Source organism: Microbacterium sp. NPDC060117 (assembly GCF_042729315.1).
Taxonomy (GTDB): Bacteria; Actinomycetota; Actinomycetes; order Actinomycetales; family Microbacteriaceae; genus Microbacterium.
Genome location: NZ_JBHWXR010000001.1, coordinates 878,633 through 901,564 on the forward strand (window position 1 = coordinate 878,633; position 22,932 = coordinate 901,564).

Below are 22,932 nucleotides of genomic sequence, written 5' to 3' on the forward strand. Positions count from 1 at the left end.
TGATTCCTGCTGATCCTTCTAGACGATGGTCAAGTTGGCGATCTTCGCCTGCTGGTCGGCGGCGATGAGGACGTTGCTGCCGCCGACCCCGGTGAACGTGTTCCCGGAGATCGTCAGCGTGTTGATCTGGCATAGAACGGTGCCGATCGGTGACTTACCGCCCACCCAGACTCCGGAGAACGGGGCACTCGATATCGTGTTTCCGGAGACGGTGAACGTGCCAGCCGTCATCCCCGCCGTTTCGCGAATGGAGTGGATCGAGATGGCGCCCGGACAGTACGTGTAATCACCGGTGCAGGCGTTCGTGACAGTGTTGTTCGTGATCTCGGCGCTGAACAGCGGGAAGCCCGGAGCGCGTCCCCAGAGGTAGATTCCCGCCTGGCAGGTGTTGCTCACCGTGTTGTGATCGATGACCAGGTCGGCGCCGCTGCTTGCCAGAATGCCCCCGCCTTCGACGGAGCCATCGATCGTGTTGTCGTCGACGTGCACGAACTGGGCTTCCCTGTACACGGTTCCTACCCAACCGACCTGAATGCCCCCATCGCGGTTGTCATCGGCGGTGCAGCCAGTCACTCGCACCTGACGTGAACCTTCGACGTCGATGCCGTACATGTTGGCGCCAGAGCTCGTGACAGCTCCTACATAGACACCGGTGCAGGTGTCTATCACGAGGTTTGAGCCGCTCGCACCCGACAGCGACACGTCCGTCACGGAGACGTTCTTCGCACCTGTGACATCCAGCAGCGCGCGGTTTCGACGGAGGTCCGGCCGGTCCGGAAGGGAGAACGCGACGTTGGAGACCGAGCATCCCTCACCGCCGATGATGCGGATGCCCTGGGCGTCTGGGCTTGTGCATACGATCACGGACGTGCTTCCCACACCTACGATGTGTACGTTGTCGCGTTCGGCGATGGCGAAGTGATGTGTGATCTTCGTGTCGCGGAACGTCGATGACGACGGGTCTACAACGAGGCGGAACTGTCCCGCGGGGACAACGATGATGCCTCCGGTGAGCGGCAGCGCAGCCAGAGCTGCTCGGAACGCCGGGGTGTCATCGTGAACGCCGTCTCCCACCGCCCCGTAACTGGTCACGCTCGCGCTCGGCAGGCCTGCCGTGCTCTGTGGCTGGGGGTCCGCCCATGCCGTCTCGCTCGGTTCAGCACGACGGGATGCATATGGGTCGCTATAGGGGGCGGATGTCGTCGTTGTGAATCCCGTCATGTCACCGCCAACAGATCCGGTCACAGAGGGGAGAGCCGTGACGTGGTTGCCGCTCGAGGTGACGCCGGTCGCTGTGCCTTTGACAATGACGGAGGGACCGGTGTTCTCGATGATCCTGTTCTGGCTGATGTCCAGGCCGGAGATGGTGCTGTTGACCGGGAGGTTGATCCCGGTTCCATCAGCGGCGTAGAGATGGTTGCCGAAGATCTCGATGTTGCTCCCGGTCACCCCGAGCCAGTTCGTGATCCCGACGGCGATGTCATTGTCCTCGGACGCTCGGACGCAGTTGTTCTTGACGGTGAGCGTGTCGACTTTGTTCAGGAAGGCGATGGCGCCGTGATAGCCGCCCCCACTCGCCAGAGCACGATTGTCCGGTCGCATCTCCATGCTGGAGCGGACCATCGTGTTGGCGAGTACGGTGGCGTCGATCAACGTTGCAGGCGACGCTGTGTTGCTGATGTCGCTGAGGACCGCGGCACCCATGGTGTTCTCGATCCAGTTGTTGTCGATCGACTGGTGCGATCCGCCAAGGGTCATTCCGCGACCCCAGCACGCGCTGACAACCGTGTTTCGTGTGAAGCGGACGTTCGGGATGGTAGTGCTGTCTGGGAACAGGTTGCTGTCTTGGTAGTTGGCGAATCCGTCATCCCCGATGGCCTCCGCCCAGTTGTACGCTGCAACGCTGTTCTTGGCGCCGCCGTAGTTGAAGGCATCTGAGCCGCTGTTGCGGAGGACGTTGTCCACCATCCAGCTGTTATTCGCGTGCGGGAGGATGATGCCCGGCTGGCAATGATCGACTGTCATCCGGAGGATCTGCATCGATTCCGGAACCCGGACGAGCAGAGCGGTCGCGGTGGTCGTATGCCGGATCAGGTTGAGCGGAATCCACTGCATCGCAAAGTCTCGCAGCGAGACGTTGGTCGCGTTGACGAACGTCCAGCCCGCACCCGCTGGGTACAGAGGTGCTTCCTGGCCATTGGTCGTCATCTTCGGTCGCCGGAAGACCACAACGCTCCCCTCCCCCTCCCCCACGAAATGGACGTTCGCGATGGTCTGCTGGTTCCACCAGTTGACGTTTCCCGCAGCGTTGGGCGGGAAGAGATATCGGCCGACGGGAAGGTAGACGATTCCACCGCCGAGGGCGTTCACCGCAGCGACGGCGCTGTCGAAGGCAGCGCGATCAGACGTTGTTCCGTTGCCGGTGGCGCCGTGATCCATGACGTTCACCACGGGCATGCTCGCATAGTCGATGATGGGCATGCCCTCCAGACCGGGCCGCCCGTAGAACGACGCCGGGAGGTTGGCGATTGTGCCGCTCGGTGTGAGGTTGCCGATGGCACCTGGCGTCGTAAGGCGGGGCCGGGAGGGAAGTCCGAATGCGGCGCCTGCCCCGCTGACCAGAGCGGCCGTGGCACCTGCTGCGCCTGCCACGGCTGCCGCACCTATGAACGAGCGGCGGGTGAGTTCAGGTGACATCGTTGTACTCCGTTCTCCGTTGCACTGCATGGTCGAATGGCGCGGTAGATGCTGCGCGCCAGCTTGTGGTGGGCCACCAGCTAAGAGCGGCAGCGGTCGGGGTGAAATCGAGGAGCGATCGGTGCTCGTTGCTGTCCAGCGAGGCATCGAAGTCCTCTCGCACGGCACCCGTCCAGCAGTCGAGCAACCGGCGAGTCGGTTCCTCCGAGCAGGTGTCCTCCGCAGAGAGGAAGTAGGGACCGGGACCGGCGCCACTTCCGACGGCCGCGAGGACGAACGCGCGTGCGCAGTCGTCGAGGTCTACATAGGCGAAGAGTTCGCTCGCCGAGCGAGGCAGCCCGATGAAGTCCGGTGCGTGCCACGTCGTGTAGTCGCCGGCATCCGCGATGTACGGCGGGCGGAGGATGACGACCTCCAGCGGCGTGGCACGGTGGAGATAGAGCAAGTACTCCTCAGCCAGGCGCTTCGAGATCTGATAGGGGGTGACCGGATGCGCCCGCTGCCGAGCGTCGATAGGCAAGTCATCGGGCCTGCCCGGTCCGGTCACTCCGAGCGCGTTGATGCTGGATGCGTAGACGAACCTCTCACAGCCGGCCTTGAGTGCCCGGTCGGCGAGCGCGATGGTCCCGAGCGCATTCGTTCTCAGGATCTCGGCGGGTGTACCCGCACTGTCGCTCGGGAGCGCCGCAAGGTGGATCACACCCTCGACGCCGGAGAGCGCTTCCGAGGCGTCGTGCGGATCCGCGACGTCCCCCGTCCGGTGATCCGGGCGCTCACCGGGCGAACGATCGAAGGTCCTGCAGGGGATGCCTGCGGCGTCCAGGTGCCGCACGAGCACCCGCCCGAGCTTTCCTTCACTTCCCGTGACAAGCCAGGTCATGATTCGGTCTCCGCCCGGGGGATCCACGTGGCGAGTTCAGCCGCGACCTCCGTGCCCGCACGCACCAGTGCCGGCAGACCATCGAGCGGCACAGCGATCTTCGTCGTCACAGGCCCGCAGATGACCGTCCCGCTCTGAAGGGGAATCCATTCGCCGGCGGGCACGAACACCTCGCGCGTTTCGGCTCCCCGCTCGGTGAGAGGGGCGACGAGGACGTCCGAGCCCAGCAGGAACTGGTCCTCGACTTCCCAGGCGCGTTCCTCTTCCGGGTACTGGAGGAACAGTGCGCGCATCGCGGGGAGGCCGGTGTCGCGTGCTTCCTCCATCACACGGTGCAGATAGGGGCGCAACGTCTCACGGACGTCCAGAAGCTTGGTCGCGATGGCGAGCACGTCATCGCCGAAGCTCCAGACCTCGTTCGGCGCCCCATGCTTCAGCTCGCCGGGGACATCGGGGATGCGGTGACCATGCAGGCGCATGATCGGGCTGAACACACCGAACTGCAGCCAGCGCGCCATGAGCTCGCGCATCGCTTCGGAGTCGTTGGTCTCCTCACCGTGAAATCCTCCGATGTCGCTGCACCACCACGCCATGCCGCTGAGTCCCGCGTTGATGCCTGCCGGGATCTGGGCGCGAAGGGAGGCGAAAGTGGAAGGGACATCTCCGGACCACAGTGCGACGCCGTAGCGTTGCGTCCCGTGCCAGGCCGACCGCGTCAGGTTGAGCGCGTTGCGAGGGTTGTCGCCGGTCATCCCCTCGCTGAAGGCGCGTGCGTTCCAGTGCGGGTAGAGGTTGCCGACGGCGTCCGCGCGGCCGGCGGCATAGTCCCACTGCGACGGCTCCTGAGGCACGATCTCGGGTTCGCACGCGTCGAGCCAGAAGCTCTCGATGCCGTGACGGCGGTATCCCTGTGTCACGGCGTCCCACACGAAGGCGCGCGCGTCGGGATTGCTCGGATCGTAGAAGTGCAGGAACGCAGGTCCGTCCTGGCCCGTGTCCAGGAACCGTGCGGCGACGCCCAGCCCCTCGGACCGCGTCATGAGGAAACCGGAGCGCTCCATGGCGCGGAAGTTGCGACTGCTCTCGTTCACGGCGGGCCACACCGAGACGAGCGGCTCGACGCCGAGGTCGCGCAGTTCTGCGACCATCGCCGCGGGGTCGGGCCAGAGGGCCTCGTCGAAGGACCAATCGCCGAAGAAGTTCCAGTGGAAGTAGTCGATGACGATGGAGGCGAGCGGCAGGCCCCGGCCGACGTGCTCCCGAGCGACCGCGAGCACCTCCTCCTGTGAGGCGTAGCGCAGACGCGACTGGACGAATCCGGACGCCCAGTCCGGGAAGCGGGGAGCGCGCCCGACGAGGCCGGTGTAGCGCCCGAGGATGTCGGCCGGTGTCTCCCCCGCGATCACGATGTAGTCGACCTGCTCGGAGTTCTGCGCCGACCACTGCGTACGGTTGCGGCCGAGCTCCACCCGGCCGGGGCTCGGGTCGTTCCAGAGGAGGCCGTAGCCGCGGTTCGACAGCAGGAACGGAATGGACACGTTCGAGTTGTGCTGGATCAGGTCGATGACCGCACCCTTCTGATCCAGAAGACCGTGCTGCTGCTGCCCCAACCCGAAGAGCCGCTCTTCCGCGCGTGCGGCGAAGCGCACGTCCAGTCGCGTGGATCCGCCCTCGCGGCGGCTGTAGCGCGGAGGCGTCGACGCGAGCGTCTGGGGATCCTCGGCCAGGAGGATCCGACCGACGGGATCCGTGAACGTGAGATTCCCTCGAGGATCGACGGTGACGCGAATCCGCCCGTTCTCGAGAGCGGCTCCACCGTCGTCGGAGCGGGTGAGGGTTCCCGTCGACGATGGGGATCCGTGCTCGAGCCCGCCGAGGCGTGTCTCGTCGATACGAGCGCGTCTCGTCGCCCGCACCCGGATGGCGTCCGGCCCCCAGGGTTCGACCCGGAGCGTCTCGCCCCGATGACGGCGCTCGATGATCGCAGTGTCGTCGTGTGTCACGGTTAGCCCTTCAGCCCGCTGAAGCCGACGCCCTGCACGACCTGGCGCTGGAAGATGATGAAGACGATCAGCGGCGGGATGGTCGAGATCAGCATCCCGGCGAGCACCAGGGCCTGATCGGCGTTCTGAGCGAGCCGGGGAAGAGCCACGGACAAGGGTTGCCTGGTGGGGTCGCTCATCGCGATGAGGGGCCAGATGAAGTCCTTCCATGCGCCGATCAGCGACAGCAGGCCGATGGCGAACATCATCGGGCGCGAGAGCGGCATGGCGATCTGCCACAACATGCGGAGCGAGCTCGCACCGTCCACCGAAGCGGCCTCGAAGAGCTCACGCGGAAGCGTGTCGAAGAACTGCTTCGCGATCAGAACGTTGAACGCGTGCGCGCCGGCGGGCAGCCAGATCGCCCACGGCGTGTTCGCGATGCTCACATGAAGGCCGGGGAGATCGATGATCGTGAGGTAGAGCGCGACGAGCGAGACGGTACCGGGGACGAAGAGCGTCGCGAGGATCGCGCCGTAGACGACGGGGCCGAATCGGGGTCGCAGTACCGAAAGCGCGAATCCCGCTGTGACGGCGACCAGGACCTGGGTGAGGGCGGCACCGACGGCGTAGACCACCGTGTTGAGCAGGTAGTGCCCGATGTCGAGCTGAGTCCAGGCGTCGCCGAGGTTGGACCATTGAGTGATCCCGGGCCACAGCGATGCGGGATTCCTCAGGAGTTCCTGGGTGCCCGACAGAGCAGCTTTCACAAGCCACCACAGGGGTCCGACGCCGGCGAGCGCGACGAGGACCAGGAGCACGGCCTGGGTCAAGCGGACTCCGGCGCGCACGCCCGGCCGACGAAGATCTGCGGGCGAGATGACGCTGCGGACGGCGGTTTCAGGCGCTTTCCGTCTGCGGCGGGGATGCTGGTCGTTCAGCATTGGCGATTGCATTTCTGCTGACATCAGTTCTTGCTCCAAGACCGCGTGAGGCGGAGGTAGACGGCCGAGACGATTCCGAGGGCGATGGCCAGGAGCACGCTCAGTGCGGTCGCATAGCCGAAGTCGCCGTTGAGGAATGCCGCGCGGTAGATGAGCATCAGGATCGTCACGGTCGAGTTCTCCGGGCCTCCATCGGTCATCACGTACGGCTCGGTGAAGATCTGGAGGGTCCCGATGATCTGCAGGAGCAGGAGGATCAGCATGATCCCCCTGAGCTGAGGAAGAGTGACGTGCCAGACACGACGCCAGATCGACGCGCCGTCGACCTCTGCCGCTTCGTACAGCTCGGGTGCCACTCCGGACAGAGCAGCGAGGAACAGCAGGACGGTGCTACCTGCCCCCGCCCACACGATCAGAACGACCAGGCTCGGAAGTGCGGTCGCTTGCGTCTGCAGCCAGAGAATCGGGCCGAGCCCGAACGCGCCGAGGACAGTGTTGAAGAGCCCGTTGTCGGGGTCGTAGAAGAACTTCCAGAGCAGCACCGACACGACCGGCGGAATGATGACGGGGATGTAGACGAGCACCCGGAAGACCCCACCCAGTCTTCGAAGCTCGAACATGATGATCGCCAGCAGCAGAGGGAGAGGGAAGCCGATGAGGACGGAGAGCGCCCCGAACTTCATGGTGTTCGCGACGGCAGTGAGCAGCATCGGGTCCGCGAAGACGTGCACGAAGTTCTCGAGCCCCACCCACTTCGGCGGATCCACCAGGTTGTTGTATTGGACACTCAGGAGCAGGCTCCGCAGGATCGGCCACCACGAGAAGACGCCGAAGAGCACGAGCGCCGGCAGCAGGAAGAGGAGTGCCGCCAGGTCACGCCGCCAGCGGCGGGGTCGCTTCATCTGCGGAGAGGCCGGCGCCGAAGGGGTCCCTCCGGGGGAGGCTGACGGCGACGCCGCAGCCTCCCCCAGGGCGTCGATGCTCATGGTCACTGCTGCGCCTGGGCGACAGCCTGCTCCGCAGAGGACTGCGCCTTCTTCAGCTCCACCGCCGGATCGGCATCCTGCCGGGTCAGCACGGCCTGCATCACGGGGTCGAGCGCCTGGTAGACGAGTTGCGCCGCGATCGGCGGTTCAGCCTTCAGCTCGAGCTTCGCCGTCCCGGTGACGAACGGCTCGAAGTTCGCCGTCTTGATCGTGACGTATGGCTTGATCGCTGCGGCGATCTTGTCCTGAGTTGCGGTGTTGAACAACGGGACCGCGGGAATGCCGACCGGGATATTCGCGGCCGCGTTCGACTTCGCCACGCTCGCCGCGGCCGCAGCGTCGTACTGGGGTCGGAGCCAGCGATAGTCGATCCACTTGACAGCCGCGGCCGTCTGGGCCTTCGTCGCCTTGGCGTTGACCATGGCCACGCTTCCACCGGCGAGGGTGGTGTTCCCGCCCGACTGCGGATAGGCCGTGATGCCGAACGCATTCGGGTCGCCCTGATACTGCTGAATGTAGTTGGTGTAGTAGTCGGGTGCGGAGATGATCATCGCGTATTTGCCTGCCGCGAACCCGCTGTTGATGTCGTCGTAGCCGAGCAGCGCGTTGGCGCTCATCGAGCCGTCCTTCCAGCGCATCGCCTGAAGCTGCTTGAGGTACGAGACGGCGTCGGGGCTGTCCACCTGGACCGAGTACTTGCCGTTCTTGCCGAGGGTCTCCATCGTCCCGCCGTAGGAGTAGGTGCCGGCGGTCAGATGCCAGCCGCCTGCGCCCTTCGCGGTCATCTCCGCGAAGCCGGGAACGCCGGTCGCATCGGTGATTTTCTTGGCGGCGGCCTCCACCTGCGCCCAGGTCGCGGGCGGCTTGTCCGGGTCGAGGCCGGCCTTCGTGAAGAGATCGCGGTTGTAGGCCAGGCCGAGCGCATACTCGGCGGTCGGCACGCCGTAGAGCTTTCCGTTGCTCTTCAACGGCTCCAGCACCTTCGCGTTGAACTGCTTGGAGGCGGAGAGCCCGTGGAAGTCGTCGGTGAGGTCTGCCACCTGCTTCCGAGCGATGAGCCCGGGCGGATCGGTGAGCGGCACCCACAGCAGAGTGGGCGCCGTGCCGCCTGCGAGTTCGGTGACGTACGACTGGGCGTTCCACTTCTCATCCGTGGGGGTCACCGTGATGTTCGGGTTCGCCTTCTCGAAGGCGGCGATGTCATCCATGAACGCCTGACGCGCTGCGGGCTTGGTGGTCGCGGGGATGCCCATCACCGTGATGGTGACGGGCTCTGCCGATTTGCTGGGATCCGGGCTTCCCGACCCGGTGCAGGCCGACAGCGCCAGCCCGATGGCCGCGGTCGCGGCAAGCACCGCTCCCCATCTGAGGGTCATCTTCATTGATTGCTCCTGTTTGTGAGTGGTGTACGTGCTCGGGTGTGTTTCTAGCGCGCCGGGACGACGACGTTGCGCAGCGGTAGCCCGTCTCGCAACGCCGCGATGTTCGCGGCGACATCTTTCATGCGGTTGTGGAAGACGTCGGTCGTCACGCCGGAGGTGTGCGGGGTGACGAGGACGTTCCGAAGGGCTCCGAATGGCAGCTTCGATGGATCTGCACGGTTCCCCTCTGCGGGGTATCGCCACCAGACGTCGATCGCCGCCCCTCGGATTCTCTTCTCATGCAGAGCCGCATACAACGCTTCCTCGTCGACGATCGGACCACGAGCCACGTTGATCAGCACGGAGTTCCTCGGCATGAGCGCAAGCTCCTTCTCGCCGATCAGCCCCACGGTGCTCTCGGTGAGCGGCACCGTGACGATGACGAAGTCCGAGGTGCGCAGCAGGTACGGCAGTTGATCGGGAGAGCCGACCCAGTCGAGCTCGTCGGCGGCCGTCGACTGCGGATTCCGCCGGACCGACGCGACCCGCATGCCGATCGCGCGGGCGAGCCTTCCGATGTGGCTGCCGATCTCTCCGTAGCCGATGATCCCCACGGTCTTGCCGACGAGCGTGTCATGCACCAGCGCGGTCGGATCCTGGAACACGGACAGCCAGGTCCCCTCTCGAAGCGCGCCGTCCTCGACGAGGAGGTTGCGCGAGAGGGCGAGCATCGACATCAGGCAGTACTCCGCGATCGCCCGCCCGTGATGCGACGTGTTGGCCACGACCACGTCTCGGGGCACAGCGGAAAGTTCGATTCCTTCGTATCCGGCACCGGCGACCTGAATGAGCCTCAGCTTCGAGCGTTGACGGATCTGGTCCGCGTCCATCCGTGAACCCACGAAGACCTCGGCATCCATCGACGCGTGCGCGATGTGCTCCGGCCGATCAAGGAACTCCCAGCTCACGCCTTCGCCAAGCGCGGCGCGCAGCTCTTCCGCCAAGCGCACCTGCATGGGATCAGCAACGATTACGTGCAACAGTTTCTCCTCGATCGATTCTCGAATAATCAGATTATTATGTTTAAATGATCTAGCGTCAACCGTCCGAGCGAACTTTTCTGAGACGGTGGCGCAGACAGGAGTGACGTGAGAGACATGACCATCTCGCCGACATCGGGCGCACGACTGTATGACCAGGCGGTCGAACAGATCGGACGCGCGATCGTTCAAGGAGACTTCGAGATCGGTGCACCGATCGCGCCCGACCAGCTGGCACTGGATCTGGGCCTCTCACGGTCCGTGCTGCGGGAAGCGTTCCGCGCACTTGAGTCGAAGGGACTCGTGCAGGCCCGCCCGCGGATCGGCACGCGCGTCTCTCCGAGGGCTCTGTGGAACTTCCTGGATCCGCACGTGATCTCCTGGCGCCTTCACGGCGACGACAGGTCGAACCAGGTCGAGGAGCTCTACGCGACCCGACTCGCCGTCGAGCCGGTGGCGGCGCGACTCATCGCCGGGCTCGCCGACGCCGATGCGGTCGAAGAGCTTCGCGCGCTCATCACGCGCATGCGCGAGGCGATGGCCGCGCGCGATCTCCACGCCTTCACCGAGGCCGACGTCCTCTTCCACACGGAACTGCTGACGCGTTCCGGCAATGAGATGTTCGGCTGTTTCACCACCGTGATCGCGGCAGCCGTGAGAACTCGGGAGACTCTGGTGTTCCCGCTTGTCGAGGAGACGACGAAAGGACTGGACATGCACGAGCGCCTCGTCGAGGAGATCGCCACGGCCAACCCGCACGTGGAGTCGACATCGCGCACCCTCATCCGCGAGGCCCATGGCGAGGCGCGCGCCGCACTCGGGCACTGGGACCGGTCGGGGGCACTCTCGTGACCGCGACGGCCCCAGCGACTCCAGGGATGGCACACACTCTGGTGTTCTTCGGTGACAGCATCACCGAGGCGGGCCGGCGCCGTCCGGGCGGCAACGCGCTCGGCGAGGGCTACGTTCGAATGATCGCTGAGCGCACTTCGCCTGCCGGCATCGTCAACCTGGGCATCGGAGGCGATCGGGTCCGCGACCTTCGTAGCCGTTGGAACGACGTGGTCGCGGCGCAGCCGGATACGCTCACCGTTCTCATCGGCATCAACGATGTGTGGCGCCACTTCGACAGGGACGACTACACACCGCCGGATGCGTTTGCGGCGGATCTGCGCACGATTCTTGACGGAGCACACACCCGTGGCACCCGGGCGATTCTCATGGAGCCCTTCCTCCTGCCGGTCGAGCCCGGCCAGTGGGGCTGGCTCAGCGAGCTGGAGGAGAAGATCGGCATCGTCAACATGCTCGGCACGGAATACAGCACTCCCGTGGTGCCGCTCAGCCGACTCTTCATCGAGGCAGCCGCCGAGCTCGATCCTGCAGACCTCGCGCCGGACGGCATCCACCCGTCTCCGCGCGGCCATCGCCTCATCGCCGACGCATGGCTCGCCGTCGCAGGACGATGCCCGATATCCAAGAGATCGCACCCCGGGCATACCGCTCGATCCAGCACTCGCTGATCACGATCTTCGCGTGGGAGCTGTCCGCGGAGTACGCGAGCCGGTTCGATGCCACCGCCTAAGCCGCGCCCTCACTCGCTCTTGGCAACACCTACTCCAACGATCTGGAACCGTCCCCGGAGCGCACCGCTCAAGCCCGCACGGGTGCGGAACAGCTCATCACCACCCTGTCGTCGCGGCCCGGAGATCCACTCCGCTAGCTCACGACCTCGGACTCGACGCCTGCCGGATACGTCCCGCAGACCCACCAGAAGCGGCCTGGTCGACCAGCGAGGATCGTCATAGGTTGAAGTCATGCCGCCCCGCGTCCTCGTCCTGGTCCTTCCTCATGTCAATGTGCTGGATCTGTCCGGTCCGGTTCAGGTGCTTTCGGCCGCAACGCACCTGGGCGCCGACTACGAGGTGTCGGTCGTCGCCGCCGACCCCTCGGTCGTCTCGGCCCAGGGGCTGACGTTGGCGGCGCTGGGGCCCTTGCCCTCCGCGACCCACGGGGATCTGGTGCTCGTGCCGGGCGCAGACCTGACGATCTCTCAGGAAATCGATCCGCGCGCGATCACCTGGATCCGCGAAGCCGCGGAGGCGGGCGCACAGATCGCGTCGGTGTGCACAGGGGCGTTCGTGCTCGGCGAGGCCGGCCTGCTCGACGGACGCCGGTGCACCGCGCACTGGAGCGTGCTCGAGCATCTGCGCGATCGCTACCCTCGGGCGCGGGTCATCGATGACGTCCTCTTCGTGATGGACGGGCCGGTCCTCAGCAGCGCCGGCATCGCCTCGGGGATCGATCTCGCGCTGGCCATCGTCGAGCGCGATCACGGCTCGGCCCTCGCCGCCCGCGTCGCGCGCGAGCTGGTGGTGTACCTCCGGCGCAACGGAGCGGAAGTGCCGACCAGTCCCTTCGTCGAGCTGCGCGACCATGTCGTGCCCGAGGTGCAAGCGGTCCAGCAGCTTCTGTCCGACGATTTCGCCGGACGCCACACGCTCGCCGAGCTCGCCGCCGCGGTTCATGTCGCCCCTCGAACGCTGACCGACCACTTCGTGCGCACGATCGGTATGACGCCGTTGCAGTATCAGCAGACGCTCCGGATCGGTCACGCCAAGACCCTGTTGTCCTCCACCCACCTGTCCATCGAAGACATCTCGCTCGCCTGCGGATACGGCGATCCCCGTCAGCTTCGGCGCGCCTTCCGGCAGGTCAAGGGCGTCTCACCGCGGGCCTACCGCAACGCCGTGCGCCGCTGATCCCGCGCTCGCCCTCTTCCCCGTCTCTTCTCTTCTCTTCTCTTCTCCCGGAGCCCTGCATGCATACCGTCCTTCGTCGCGCCCTCCTCACGGTCAGCGGCCTCGTCCTCGGCGCCGCCACCCTCGCCGGCATCGCCGGAGCCGGCTTCGCCACGACCATGGCTCGCGACTTCTCCGCCCTCGAGCCCACGCGCCCGCCGACCGCGGCGAGCACGACCGAGCCGGCGCAGGGCGACCGGATCAAGGTGGCGGTCCTGCTGGGGCGACACGGAACCGTCGCTACCGATGCGATGGGCCCGTACGGGGTCTTCGCAGCCTCGGAACGGTTCGACGTCCGCACGGTCTCCTCGTCCCGCGCACCGGTCGCACTGTCCGGCGGGCTCACCGTCGTGCCGGATGCCGCGTACGAGGACTACGCCTCGGGGCGGCTCACCCTTCCGGATCTGGTTGTCGTCCCGGCGATCAGCGATCCTGCTGCGACCGAGGAAGCCGACCTTCGGGCCTTTATCGAGACCGCGCACGCCTCGGACCGCACGGTGATGGGGGTATGCGCCGGCGCCCGAGTGCTCGTCGAGACCGCCGTACTCGACGGACGCAGGGCCACCTCGTTCTGGTCCGACCTCGACGACATGAGGGCGACTCATCCGGAGACGACCTGGATCAGTCGCCAGCGCTGGGTCGAGGACGGAAACGTCCTCACCACCGCCGGAGTGAGCTCCGGCATCGCCGCGAGCCTGCACGTCGTACAGCGGCTCGCCGGCACCGCAGAGGCCGTGCGCATCGCCGATGACGTCCGATATCCCCACTGGCAGCCCGAGGGCGGAACCGACATTCCCGTGAACACCGTCTCACCGGCCGACTACCCGTACGTGCTCGGCGCCACGCTCCCCTGGGGGCAACCGCGCTACGGCCTCGGCCTCACTCCCGGCGTCGACGAGATCGACGTCGCCGCCGCCGCCGAGCTGTACGGCGGCGCCGCGTTCACCGCCCACGTCATCCCTGTCGCCGAGACGGGCGAGGTCACCACCCGCCACGGGATGACACTGCTCGCCACCCCGATCACCGACGCCGGTCCCATCGACCGCCTCGTCATCCCCGGCGTCACGTCGTCACAGCTCACCCAGGCCGCACCCGGAGTGCCCGTGTTCGTTCCCGCCGCGACCGCGAATGGCGGCAACACCAGCTTCGATCCGGTGCTTGCCGACATCGCCCGTACGGAAGGGCGCTCCGTCGCCACGACCGCAGCCAAGTACATCGAGTACCCGCTCCCGGCGCTGCCCGCCGGCGGCGGATTCCCGACCCGTGTCACCGTGCTCGCGATCCTCGCGGTGGTCGTGGGCGCGGCTGTCGGGCTCCTCCCAGGGGCGATCTCCCGGATGCGGCGGCGCGGCGCATCCCCGACGACACCAGACAGTCGATCCCTTCTTATGAATCCACCCAGACCGTGACCAAACCGTTGCATTCGTTACCCCGCCGTTATACAGTGATCGCACGGTGAAAGTTTGCTGTGGCTCTCACCGCATGTGATTGCAGGACACTCTTGGTGCAAGGGACAAAGGCCGGTCGGGAGCCTCTCCGACCGGCCTTTACTGCGCGCGGCCCCCTGTCCGCGCGGGCGGATATCCTGAGGCGATGAGCGACCGGAAGCTGGCCTTGGCCGCGTGGGAGACCCTCTTCCGCGCCCAGCACGAGATCTTCACCGAGATGTCGACCGACTTCGACGGCGCCGAACTCTCGGCAGCCGAGTACGACGTGCTGCTCACCGTCACCCGCTGCGCATCCCACACGGCGCGCCTGCGCGAGGTCACGGCGAACATGCTGATCAGCCAGCCGAGCGTCTCGCGACTCGTCGACCGGATGGTCGCTCGCGGACTGCTCGAGAAGTGCCCGGATCCGGAGGACGGACGCGGATCCCTCGTGCACGCGACGGAAGCGGGAAGGCGCGCCTTCCGCCAGCTCGCAACCGCGCACGGACGCTCCATCGCCGAGCGCATGTCGACCCTGGACGACGAGGAACTGCGCACACTGACGACGCTGGCGGAGAAGCTGCGCAAGCGCTGACTTCGGTCAAAGGTGCGAAAGATAGCTCCTTCAGCACTCATTCCTCACACACTCAAGAGCGGGCGACTTGTCCACAGATTCGTATATATGTTTGAATCTTGTTGTCGCCCGGCGTAGAATCGATGCATGACCGGACATCTCCATCCCCTGCACGAGGCGCTGCAGCATCTCGATGAGGTGTGGGGTGGCGCCGGTGAGGCGGGTGCGCTCTCGCGCACTCAGCTGATGGCTGTCACGGAGGCACTCGGGCTTCTGCATCGCCGATCCGGCGCGATGCTCGCCGAAGTCGCCGCCTGCGTGGCTCATGAGTCCCGCACCGAGTTGGGCGCGGAGTCGATGGCGAAGGAGCAGGGGTTCCGCAACGCCGCACAGCTGATCGCCACGACGACCGGTGCGACCACGGGCGACGCATCACGACTGGTGAAGGTCGGCGAAGCGACGGCACCGCGCACGAACCTGGTCGGGGAACCGGTGCCGGCGAAGTACCCGGCGGCGCAGCAAGCCCTCTCCTCCGGTGCGCTGAGCGCTCAGGCCGTCGCGGTGATCATCGCGCTTCTCGACAGGGTGCGCCTGAAGATCGGATCGACGCGGACGATCGAAGCCGAGCAGCTGCTGGTCGACAGGGCTGCAGGCCTGTCCCACGACGATGTACGTCGGCTGGTCACCCGCGCCGAGGCGTGGCTGGACCCGGATGGCGTCGCCCCGCGCGAACAGGATCAGCGTGACCGCCAGACGCTGTCCCTCTACGAGCGCGACGGCCGGATCCATCTCGACGGCGACTTCGACGCCGCTCACGGGGCCCCGATCGTCGCCGCTGTGAACGGATACGTGTCGGCGCTGTTCGCAGCCCAGAAGGGTCAGCTGGACCCGGACGCGTCCGATGTCGACCATCGCTCCGTCGCGGCGTTGCGCGCTGAGGCGCTCAGCGCGATCTGCGCCCACGCGCTCGGCTGCGAGAACGACGCCCCCGCTCTGGCGGGTGCGACCGTGGTGGTGCGGGTCGACCTGAACGACCTCACCGACGGCACCGGCTACGCCACGATCGACGGATCCGATCTGCCGCTCAGCATCGGCGCCGCCCGACAGCTCGCCGCGAGCGGCGGAATCATCCCCTGCGTGCTCGGAACGGACAGCGAGGTCCTCGACTACGGCCGGCGACTGCGGTTCTTCACCACCGCACAACGCCTCGCCCTCGCCGAGCGCGACGGAGGCTGCGCGATGTGCGGGCTGCCGCCGTCGATGACCCGAGCCCATCACATCCGCTGGTGGAGACGCGACGCCGGACCCACGGACCTCGAGAACGGGATCCTGCTCTGCGAGAGCTGCCACCATCGCATCCACGACAACGACTGGGAGATCCGGATCGAAGGCAAGGGCAAGCGCAGCCGGGTCTGGTTCATCCCGCCCCCTCACGTCGATCCCGGCCGCACACCACGGCTCGGGGGCAGAGCACGCTTCGACCTCGCGGCCTGAGGGGGGTCGGGAATCACTCCGCGCCCCGACGGCGCGGCCCACCACCGTTCACGGCTGCTTCATAGGCTCTGGCATAGTCGTTCGTGACGCCCTCACCCAGGGCGACCGGAGAACACAGGAGTGCATATGGACCCCGCCGCCCTCGTCGGGTTGCTCATCATCATCGGCGCCGCGATCGTCGGCGTCGTCATCGTCCTTCTCGTCGTGCTGCTGCTCGCACGCAGCTGGATCAAGGTCGCCCGCGCCGACGAGGCGCTGGTGATCTCGGGCCGCAAGCAGAAGGTGCAGCGCGCGACCCTGCTGCCTGACGGATCCACGAGCTCCGAGATGTCCGAGTCGCCGGTCACCGTCATCGTGAACGGCAAGTCGCTGGTCAACCCGATCACGCAGCGCCACGAGATCATCTCCCTGCGCTCGCGCCAGGTGCTGCTGAACGCCGAGGCGCAGTCGCTCGACAGCGTCACGCTGAACGTCGACGGCGTCGCGATCGTGAAGATCGGATCCGACCCGATCTTCGTGCGCCGCGCCGCCGAGCGCTTCGCCTCCCAGGACAAGGCCATCGAGCAGTTCACCACCGAGCAGCTCGAAGGCGCGCTGCGCGGCATCGTCGCGACCCTCTCGGTCGTGGAGCTCATGCGGGAGCGCAAGAAGTTCTCCGACCAGATCGCCGCGGACGTCTCGCAGGAGCTCGCCGAGCAGGGCCTCATCCTGGACTCGTTCCAGATCAAGGGCATCACCGACAAGGTCGGCTACATCCAGTCGCTCGGCGCGCCGGAGATCCAGGCGAAGCGTCAGGCCGCCGAGATCGCGCAGACCAACGCCGACCGTGCGATCAACCAGAAGTACATCGCCAACCAGGAGGCGAACCTCGTCGAGCAGACCGCGCTCGACACCAACACCGCGAACGCCGCAGCCGGCGTCGGGCGGGCGCGTGCAGAGGCCGAGCAGGCAGAGCAGCTCGCCCGCGCGCAGTCCGAGCAGGCGGTGCTGCAGCAGCAGGCCGAGAACAAGCAGGCCCAGCTCGACGCCGACGTCAAGCGCGTCGCCGACGCCCAGCGCTACGAGGCGGAGACCCGCGCCCAGGCCGAGCTCTACACCCGCGAGCGCGCCGCCGAGGCCGCCGCGATCGAGCAGGTCAAGCAGGCCGAGGCGTCCACCCGGATCGCCGAGCAGCAGGCGCAGTCCGACAAGGCCCGCGCCGACGGTGAGGCGGCCGCCGCGGTCGCCAAGGCCACGGGTGAGGCCACCTCGCTGCGCGCCCAGGCCGATGCGCAGGCCGAGGCCCGCCGCGTGCGTGCCACGGCCGAAGCCGACGCCATCCGCGCCGAGGGAGAAGCCCGCGCCGCCGCCGTCGAGGCCGAGGCGAAGGCCATCGCGTCGAACCAGGAGGCGTTCCTCTCGCAGCGCGTGCTCGAGGTGCTGCCATCGATCATGGCCGAGTTCGCCAAGGGATACTCCACGATCGGCAATGTGTCGATCATCGGCGGATCCGGCGACGACGGCGCCTCCAGCGTGGTCGGCGGCGACAATGCCAAGGCCCTGCGCAGCGTGTTCGACAGCGTCCACGCCGCAACCGGGCTCGACCTCGCCGGCATCATCCAGGGCCAGGCTGTCGGCCGCGGCTTCGGAGCGGGCCTCGCCCAGTCCGAGTCGCACCAGCCGACCGCACCGGCGTCCGCGCCCACCACGCGCGCTGCCGCCGCGAAGGAAGCCGCCGAGGCCGCGGAGTAGTCCCACCCGACGGACGGCGCTCGGATCCCTCGGGGTCCGGGCGCCGTTCGCGTTTCGCGGCAGACTGGACGGATGACCGCCACGCCCTTCGACCTGCGTTCGATCGGCATGGGGCTGTCCTTCGCCGCCGCGCTCGACGAGGTCGCCGCGGCGCTCGACGCCGGAACCGCGGTCGTCATCAGCGCGCCGCCCGGAACCGGCAAGACCACGCTGATCCCTCCCCTGCTCGCCACCCGCGCGCCGGGCCGCGTGATCGTCACGCAGCCGCGCCGCGTCGCGGCCCGTGCGGCCGCACGCCGGCTCGCACAGCTCGACGGATCCCCGCTCGGAACCAGGGTCGGCTTCACCGTCCGCGGCGAACGCGCCATGAGCCGCGACACCCGCGTCGAGTTCGTGACCGCGGGCGTGCTGCTGCGCCGGATGCTCGACGATCCCGGTCTGGACGGCGTGGATGCCGTGATCATCGACGAGGTGCACGAACGCGCCCTCGAGACCGACCTCCTGATCGGGCTGCTCGGCGAGGTGCGCGAGCTGCGTGACGATCTGACCCTCGTCACGATGTCGGCCACGCTCGAGGCCAAGCGGATCGCCGCCGTCATCGGCGACGACCACACGCCGGCCACGGTCGTCGAGCACACGGTCCCCGCGTATCCGCTCACCGAGCGCTGGGCGCCGAGCCCCGTGCCGCGACTGGACGAGCGCGGCGTCACCCGGGGCTTCCTCGACCACGTGGCCCGCACCGCGGCCGAGGCCGCACGGGACCTCGCCCGCGACGACCCCTCGGCCGACGTACTGGTGTTCGCACCGGGCGCGCGCGAGGTCGCCGAGATCGCGCGCCGCCTGCGCGACGATGAGCGAGGCTTCGACGTCCGGGAACTGCACGGGCAGATCCCGGCCGCGGCGCAGGACGCGGTGATCCGCGGCCGGGACGCGTCCGCAGCGCCGCGCATCATCGTCACCACCTCGCTCGCCGAGTCGTCTCTCACGGTGCCGGGGGTTCGCGTCGTGGTCGACAGCGGCCTGTCCCGGTTCCCGCAGCGCGACGCGGTCCGCGGCATGAGCGGATTGGTGACCACCGGCGCCGCCCGCTCCTCCGCCGTGCAGCGGGCCGGCCGCGCCACCCGCCAGGGGCCGGGCACGGTCATCCGCTGCCTCGACGAGCGGACGTACGCGGCAGCGCCCGCCCGGCCCGCCCCGGAGATCGCGACGGCCGACCTCGCCGATGCCGCGCTGCTCCTGGCGTGCTGGGGTGCACCGGGCGGAGCGGGGCTGCGCCTGATCGATCCGCTCCCCGCCGATGCCCTCGCCGAGGCGCAGCGCGTACTGCACGATCTCGGCGCGACGGACGCCGACGGCCGCGCCACCGACGAAGGACGCGCGCTCGCCCGGATCCCCGTCGACCCGCGCCTCGCACGGGCGCTGATCGATGGCGGCCGCCTCGTCGGCGCCCGGCTGGCCTCCGAGGTCGTCGCCCTGCTCGGCGGAGACCTGCGCGTGCCCGAAGCGGATGTGGCGGCGGCGATCATCACCCTGCGCAACGGCCGCGGACTCGAATCACGTCGCTGGTCCCGGGAGGCCGACCGACTGCGGCGCTTCATCCCGCCGCCGTCATCCACGCCGTCCTCCGCGCCGTCGCCGCGGACTCCGTCAGCGGAGACCGGGGTCGACCAGGCGGGACTCGTGATCGCTCTGGCCTTCCCCGCACGTGTGGCCCGTCGGGTCGAACGCACGGCGGACGGGGCGACGTTCCTCCTGGCCTCCGGAACCCGCGCCGGCGTGCGGCCGCCACTGGCGGAGGTGGAGTGGCTGGCCGTCGCCGACGTCGCACGCGCCTCCGGGCGCGTGGCGGGCGCATCAGGAGCGGTCATCCGGGCGGCCGCCGCGATCACCGAGGCGCAGGCCGAGCAGGCCGCCGACCACCTGGTCACGGACCGGGTCGAAGCGGAGTTCGCGAACGGCAGGGTCGTCGCCCGCCGCGAACGCCGGATCGGTGCGATCGTGCGCTCATCGGTGCCGATGCGGCCGAGCACGGAAGAGGGCCGCGACGCGGTGCGGCGCGCCCTGCGCACGCACGGCCTCGACGTCTTCACCTGGTCCGAGACGGCGGATCAGCTGCGCCGCAGGCTCGCCCTGCTGCACCACGCGATCGGATCCGGATGGCCCGACGTCTCGGACGCCGCGCTGACCGCCGCCCTCGACGACTGGCTCGGCCCGGAGATCGACGCACTCGCGACCGGAACCCCGACGGCGCGGATCGACCTCGGCCCGGCGCTGCGCCGGCTGCTGCCCTGGCCCGCCGCCGCGGAGTTCGACGCGCTCGCACCCGAGCGCCTGGAGGTGCCGAGCGGATCACGGATCCGGATCGAGTATCCACCCCACGACGACCCCGCCGCCCGCCCCGTGGTCGCGGTGAAGCTGCAGGAGTGCCTCGGCTGGGCCGAGACTCCGCGGCTCGCCGGAGGACGTGTCCCGGTGCTGTTCCACCTGCTCTCCCCCGCCGGGCGCCCGCTCGCCGTGACCGGCGACCTCGCGTCGTTCTGGTCGGGCCCCTATGCCCAGGTGCGGGCCGAGATGCGCGGGCGCTACCCGAAGCATCCCTGGCCGGAGGACCCCTGGCGGGCCGCGCCGACCCGGCACACGAAGAACCGCGCCGCGCGCGACTAGGACGTGCGTCGGCGCAGCGTGAGCGGCGCGAGCACGAGGAACGCCACGGCGAAGCCGGCCACGATCAGCACCGGACGCCACAGGTCCCAATCCCCGGTGCCCGCGGTCACGGCCTGGATCGCGTCGATCGCATGGCTGAGCGGCAGCCAGTCGGAGATCGTGTAGAGCACGTCGGGCATCTTGTCCCGCGGCATGAACAGGCCGCCGAGGATGATCTGCGGGAACACCAGCACCGGCATGAACTGCACGGCCTGGAACTCGGTCTGCGCGAACGCGCTCGCGAGCAGTCCGAGCGAGGTGCCCAGCAGCGCGTCCACGACCGCGACGAGCCCGAGCTGCCAGAGCGGCCCGTCCACAGTGAGCCCGCACACGTACACCGCGAACGCGACCGTGACGACGGCCTGCAGCACCGCCATCAGCCCGAACGCGAGTGCGTAGCCGAGCACGAAGTCGGCCTTGCCGAGCGGGGTCGTCATGAGCCGCTCGAGCGTGCCCGAACGCCGCTCGCGCAGGGTCGTGATCGAGCTCACGAGGAACATCACGATGAACGGGAAAAGGCCGAGGATCGCTCCGCCGAACGTGTCGAACACGCCCTTGGTGTCGGTGAAGAGCCAGGCGAAGAGGCCCACCAGCAGGCTCGGCGCGACCACCATGAGCGCGATCGAGCGCGGGTCGTGACGAAGCTGCGCGAGCACCCGGCCCGCCGTCGCGAACAGCCGGCGCGGGTTCATGATGCCGCCGCCTCACGCTGCTGCCGACGGGTATGCGGCTGCGCACCGCTCTCCGCGGCCTCGTCCCGGGCGATGAGCACGAGGAACGCCTGCTCGGGATCCGTCTTGCCCGTGTCCGCCAGCAGCTCGGCCGGCGTCGTGTCGGACACGATCCGCCCCTCGCGCATGAGCAGCAGCCGGTCGCAGCGCAGCGCCTCGTCCATCACGTGGCTGGAGACGATCATCGTGGTGCCGGCCTCCGCGATCCGGCGGAACAGGTCCCACAGCTCCGCGCGCAGCACCGGGTCGAGCCCGACGGTCGGTTCATCGAGCACCACGAGTTCGGGCGAGCCCAGCAGCGCGACCCCGAGCGACACCCGGTTCGCCTGTCCGCCGCTGAGTGCGGAGACCCGCTGCCCGGCGTACGGGGTCAGCCCGACCTGCTCCATGACACGGTCGGCGTCGGCATGGTCGACCCCGAGCACCGCGGCGAAGTAGCGCAGGTTCTGCCGCACCGTGAGGTCGGAGTACACGGCGGCGCCTTGCGTGCCGTAGGCGACCCTGTGGCGCAGGGCGCCGGATCCCGCGGGCAACCCCAGCACCTCGACCTTCCCGGAGCGGATCCGCTGCACGCCCAAGATCGCGCGCATGAGCGTCGTCTTGCCGCAGCCGGACGGGCCGAGCAGCCCCGTCACCTCGCCGCGGGGAATCGTCAGCGCGAGGCCGTCGAACACGTCGTGCCGGCCGCGCCGCACGTGCAGCCCGTCGATCACCACCGCGTTATTCATCATGTGATGAATTATGGATCCGAGAGGGGCGAGGGTCAAGGGTCTACGGTCGTTGCGCGCACCGACACGTGCAGCCCCCGGGGCCGTTGAGCGAGCACCGAGCGCAGCGAGGAGCGAGACGAAACGCGGCGCCCCGCACGATCGCCCCGTTTCGTCTCGGTCGCCTGCGGCGTCCTCGCTCAACGACCCCAGCCCGAGGCGGGGCGCAAGGCCGAGTCAGTCGAACAGGTAGCGCTGGATCGTCGGTCCGATGCGCGCGACGAGCTCGTCGATCGGGGCATCGGCGATGGGCTGCAGCCGCACCACGTACCGCGTCACGATCAGCCCGGCCATCTGAGAGGCGACGAGCGTGGCCCGCAGCGCGGCATCGGGCACCTCGAGAAGCGCCGTGATCCGGCCGATCAGCTCACGCGAGAGGAAGCCGACCAGCACGGGCGACATCGCCTTGGATCCGAGCGCGACGCGGATCATCGTCACTCCGCGCCGGCGCACGTCCGGGCGCTCGAACGCCTCCAGCACGTAGCGCACCACGCGCTCGCCGACCTCGTCGCGGGGCCCCTGCACGATCGCCGGCACGTCCACATCGGGGCGTAGCGGGATGCCGACGACCTCCGCGAACAGATCCGCCTTGGCGCCGAAGTAATGGTGCACCAGCGCGGAGTCCACCTCCGCGCGCGCTGCGATCGCGCGGATCGTGGCGCCGTCGTAGCCGTTCTCGCCGAACTCGTGCTCCGCGGCGACGACGATCCGCTCCCGGGATCCGGACTCCCCTCTGGGGCGCCCGCGGCGACGCGTCGTGCTCATCTGCTCACCCTACGACGGGTGCGCACAGGGCGCGCCCCCGGGGCTCAGAACT

General features: G+C 68.2%; 18 protein-coding genes and 1 pseudogene. 9 read left to right on the top strand and 10 right to left on the bottom strand.

What is annotated here, in order from left to right; translation table 11 throughout:
* Window positions 1-18: 18 nt before the first annotated feature.
* The 7 genes from ACFWCK_RS03970 to ACFWCK_RS04000 form a co-directional block, all read right to left on the bottom strand.
* Window positions 19-2,697, bottom strand: a complete 2,679-nt coding sequence (locus ACFWCK_RS03970; RefSeq protein ID WP_378804670.1) for a right-handed parallel beta-helix repeat-containing protein — start codon at window positions 2,695-2,697, stop codon at window positions 19-21.
* Window positions 2,687-3,604, bottom strand: a complete 918-nt coding sequence (locus ACFWCK_RS03975; RefSeq protein WP_378804672.1) for an NAD-dependent epimerase/dehydratase family protein — start codon at window positions 3,602-3,604, stop codon at window positions 2,687-2,689. Before ACFWCK_RS03975 ends, ACFWCK_RS03970 begins: the two co-directional genes overlap by 11 nt.
* Window positions 3,574-5,580: a TIM-barrel domain-containing protein gene (locus ACFWCK_RS03980; protein WP_233312149.1), complete on the bottom strand. Its 2,007-nt coding sequence runs from the start codon at window positions 5,578-5,580 to the stop codon at window positions 3,574-3,576. The genes ACFWCK_RS03975 and ACFWCK_RS03980 overlap by 31 nt, the downstream gene beginning before the upstream one ends.
* A 2-nt stretch (window positions 5,581-5,582) precedes the next feature.
* Window positions 5,583-6,392, bottom strand: coding sequence for a carbohydrate ABC transporter permease (locus ACFWCK_RS03985; protein WP_233312151.1), 810 nt, complete (start codon window positions 6,390-6,392; stop codon window positions 5,583-5,585).
* A 134-nt stretch (window positions 6,393-6,526) separates the two neighbouring features.
* On the bottom strand, window positions 6,527-7,405 hold the full coding sequence (locus ACFWCK_RS03990; protein WP_378804673.1) for a carbohydrate ABC transporter permease: 879 nt from the start codon (window positions 7,403-7,405) through the stop codon (window positions 6,527-6,529).
* Between the two features lie 86 nt (window positions 7,406-7,491).
* Window positions 7,492-8,871, bottom strand: coding sequence for an ABC transporter substrate-binding protein (locus ACFWCK_RS03995; RefSeq protein WP_378804674.1), 1,380 nt, complete (start codon window positions 8,869-8,871; stop codon window positions 7,492-7,494).
* A gap of 44 nt (window positions 8,872-8,915) precedes the next feature.
* Window positions 8,916-10,082 carry a 2-hydroxyacid dehydrogenase gene (locus tag ACFWCK_RS04000; protein ID WP_378804675.1) on the bottom strand — a complete coding sequence of 389 codons (1,167 nt, stop codon included), beginning with the start codon at window positions 10,080-10,082 and terminating at the stop codon, window positions 8,916-8,918.
* On the opposite strand from ACFWCK_RS04000, the pseudogene ACFWCK_RS04005 reads away from it, so the two are divergent.
* The 9 genes and pseudogenes from ACFWCK_RS04005 to hrpB all read left to right on the top strand — a co-directional run.
* Window positions 10,008-10,166 (top strand): annotated as a pseudogene (locus tag ACFWCK_RS04005) (hypothetical protein); the annotation flags it as partial. The gene ACFWCK_RS04000 and the pseudogene ACFWCK_RS04005 sit on opposite strands and share 75 nt — an antisense overlap.
* Before the next feature lie 27 nt (window positions 10,167-10,193).
* Complete coding sequence (locus tag ACFWCK_RS04010) at window positions 10,194-10,742, top strand: FadR/GntR family transcriptional regulator (RefSeq protein WP_378805036.1); 549 nt, start codon at window positions 10,194-10,196, stop codon at window positions 10,740-10,742.
* 41 nt (window positions 10,743-10,783) lie between these two features.
* On the top strand, window positions 10,784-11,410 hold the full coding sequence (locus ACFWCK_RS04015; RefSeq protein WP_378804676.1) for an SGNH/GDSL hydrolase family protein: 627 nt from the start codon (window positions 10,784-10,786) through the stop codon (window positions 11,408-11,410).
* A 294-nt stretch (window positions 11,411-11,704) separates the two neighbouring features.
* Window positions 11,705-12,649 carry a GlxA family transcriptional regulator gene (locus ACFWCK_RS04020; protein WP_378804677.1) on the top strand — a complete coding sequence of 315 codons (945 nt, stop codon included), beginning with the start codon at window positions 11,705-11,707 and terminating at the stop codon, window positions 12,647-12,649.
* Window positions 12,650-12,708: 59 nt separating this feature from the next.
* Window positions 12,709-14,097, top strand: coding sequence for a DJ-1/PfpI family protein (locus ACFWCK_RS04025; RefSeq protein ID WP_378804678.1), 1,389 nt, complete (start codon window positions 12,709-12,711; stop codon window positions 14,095-14,097).
* 184 nt (window positions 14,098-14,281) lie between these two features.
* Window positions 14,282-14,710: a MarR family winged helix-turn-helix transcriptional regulator gene (locus tag ACFWCK_RS04030; RefSeq protein ID WP_233312169.1), complete on the top strand. Its 429-nt coding sequence runs from the start codon at window positions 14,282-14,284 to the stop codon at window positions 14,708-14,710.
* 126 nt (window positions 14,711-14,836) lie between these two features.
* On the top strand, window positions 14,837-16,183 hold the full coding sequence (locus ACFWCK_RS04035) for a DUF222 domain-containing protein (RefSeq protein ID WP_378804680.1): 1,347 nt from the start codon (window positions 14,837-14,839) through the stop codon (window positions 16,181-16,183).
* 126 nt (window positions 16,184-16,309) lie between these two features.
* Window positions 16,310-17,914, top strand: coding sequence for an SPFH domain-containing protein (locus ACFWCK_RS04040; RefSeq protein ID WP_378804681.1), 1,605 nt, complete (start codon window positions 16,310-16,312; stop codon window positions 17,912-17,914).
* A 72-nt stretch (window positions 17,915-17,986) separates the two neighbouring features.
* Window positions 17,987-20,578 carry an ATP-dependent helicase HrpB gene (hrpB, locus tag ACFWCK_RS04045; RefSeq protein ID WP_378804682.1) on the top strand — a complete coding sequence of 864 codons (2,592 nt, stop codon included), beginning with the start codon at window positions 17,987-17,989 and terminating at the stop codon, window positions 20,576-20,578.
* Here hrpB and ACFWCK_RS04050 read toward each other — a convergent pair.
* The 3 genes from ACFWCK_RS04050 to ACFWCK_RS04060 form a co-directional block, all read right to left on the bottom strand.
* Complete coding sequence (locus ACFWCK_RS04050) at window positions 20,575-21,309, bottom strand: ABC transporter permease (RefSeq protein ID WP_378804683.1); 735 nt, start codon at window positions 21,307-21,309, stop codon at window positions 20,575-20,577. The two genes, hrpB and ACFWCK_RS04050, sit on opposite strands and share 4 nt — an antisense overlap.
* A complete protein-coding gene (locus tag ACFWCK_RS04055; protein ID WP_378804684.1) occupies window positions 21,306-22,079 on the bottom strand; it encodes an ABC transporter ATP-binding protein in 774 nt (257 codons plus the stop codon). The genes ACFWCK_RS04050 and ACFWCK_RS04055 overlap by 4 nt, the downstream gene beginning before the upstream one ends.
* A gap of 213 nt (window positions 22,080-22,292) precedes the next feature.
* Entirely contained in the window at window positions 22,293-22,880 is a 588-nt protein-coding gene (locus ACFWCK_RS04060) for a TetR family transcriptional regulator (protein WP_378804686.1), read from the bottom strand.
* Between the last annotated feature and the right edge of the window lie 52 nt (window positions 22,881-22,932).

What these genes read in the sequence shown, in the direction of transcription:
- ACFWCK_RS03970 (WP_378804670.1), bottom strand. Translation starts at nt 2,697, where the DNA reads ATGTCACCTGAACTCACCCGCCGCTCGTTCATAGGTGCGGCAGCCGTG.
- ACFWCK_RS03990 (WP_378804673.1), bottom strand. Translation starts at nt 7,405, where the DNA reads ATGAAGCGACCCCGCCGCTGGCGGCGTGACCTGGCGGCACTCCTCTTC.
- ACFWCK_RS03995 (WP_378804674.1), bottom strand. Translation starts at nt 8,871, where the DNA reads ATGAAGATGACCCTCAGATGGGGAGCGGTGCTTGCCGCGACCGCGGCC.
- ACFWCK_RS04020 (WP_378804677.1), top strand. Translation starts at nt 11,705, where the DNA reads ATGCCGCCCCGCGTCCTCGTCCTGGTCCTTCCTCATGTCAATGTGCTG.
- ACFWCK_RS04025 (WP_378804678.1), top strand. Translation starts at nt 12,709, where the DNA reads ATGCATACCGTCCTTCGTCGCGCCCTCCTCACGGTCAGCGGCCTCGTC.
- ACFWCK_RS04030 (WP_233312169.1), top strand. Translation starts at nt 14,282, where the DNA reads ATGAGCGACCGGAAGCTGGCCTTGGCCGCGTGGGAGACCCTCTTCCGC.
- ACFWCK_RS04035 (WP_378804680.1), top strand. Translation starts at nt 14,837, where the DNA reads ATGACCGGACATCTCCATCCCCTGCACGAGGCGCTGCAGCATCTCGAT.
- ACFWCK_RS04040 (WP_378804681.1), top strand. Translation starts at nt 16,310, where the DNA reads ATGGACCCCGCCGCCCTCGTCGGGTTGCTCATCATCATCGGCGCCGCG.
- hrpB (WP_378804682.1), top strand. Translation starts at nt 17,987, where the DNA reads ATGACCGCCACGCCCTTCGACCTGCGTTCGATCGGCATGGGGCTGTCC.
- ACFWCK_RS04050 (WP_378804683.1), bottom strand. Translation starts at nt 21,309, where the DNA reads ATGAACCCGCGCCGGCTGTTCGCGACGGCGGGCCGGGTGCTCGCGCAG.
- ACFWCK_RS04055 (WP_378804684.1), bottom strand. Translation starts at nt 22,079, where the DNA reads ATGATGAATAACGCGGTGGTGATCGACGGGCTGCACGTGCGGCGCGGC.
- ACFWCK_RS04060 (WP_378804686.1), bottom strand. Translation starts at nt 22,880, where the DNA reads ATGAGCACGACGCGTCGCCGCGGGCGCCCCAGAGGGGAGTCCGGATCC.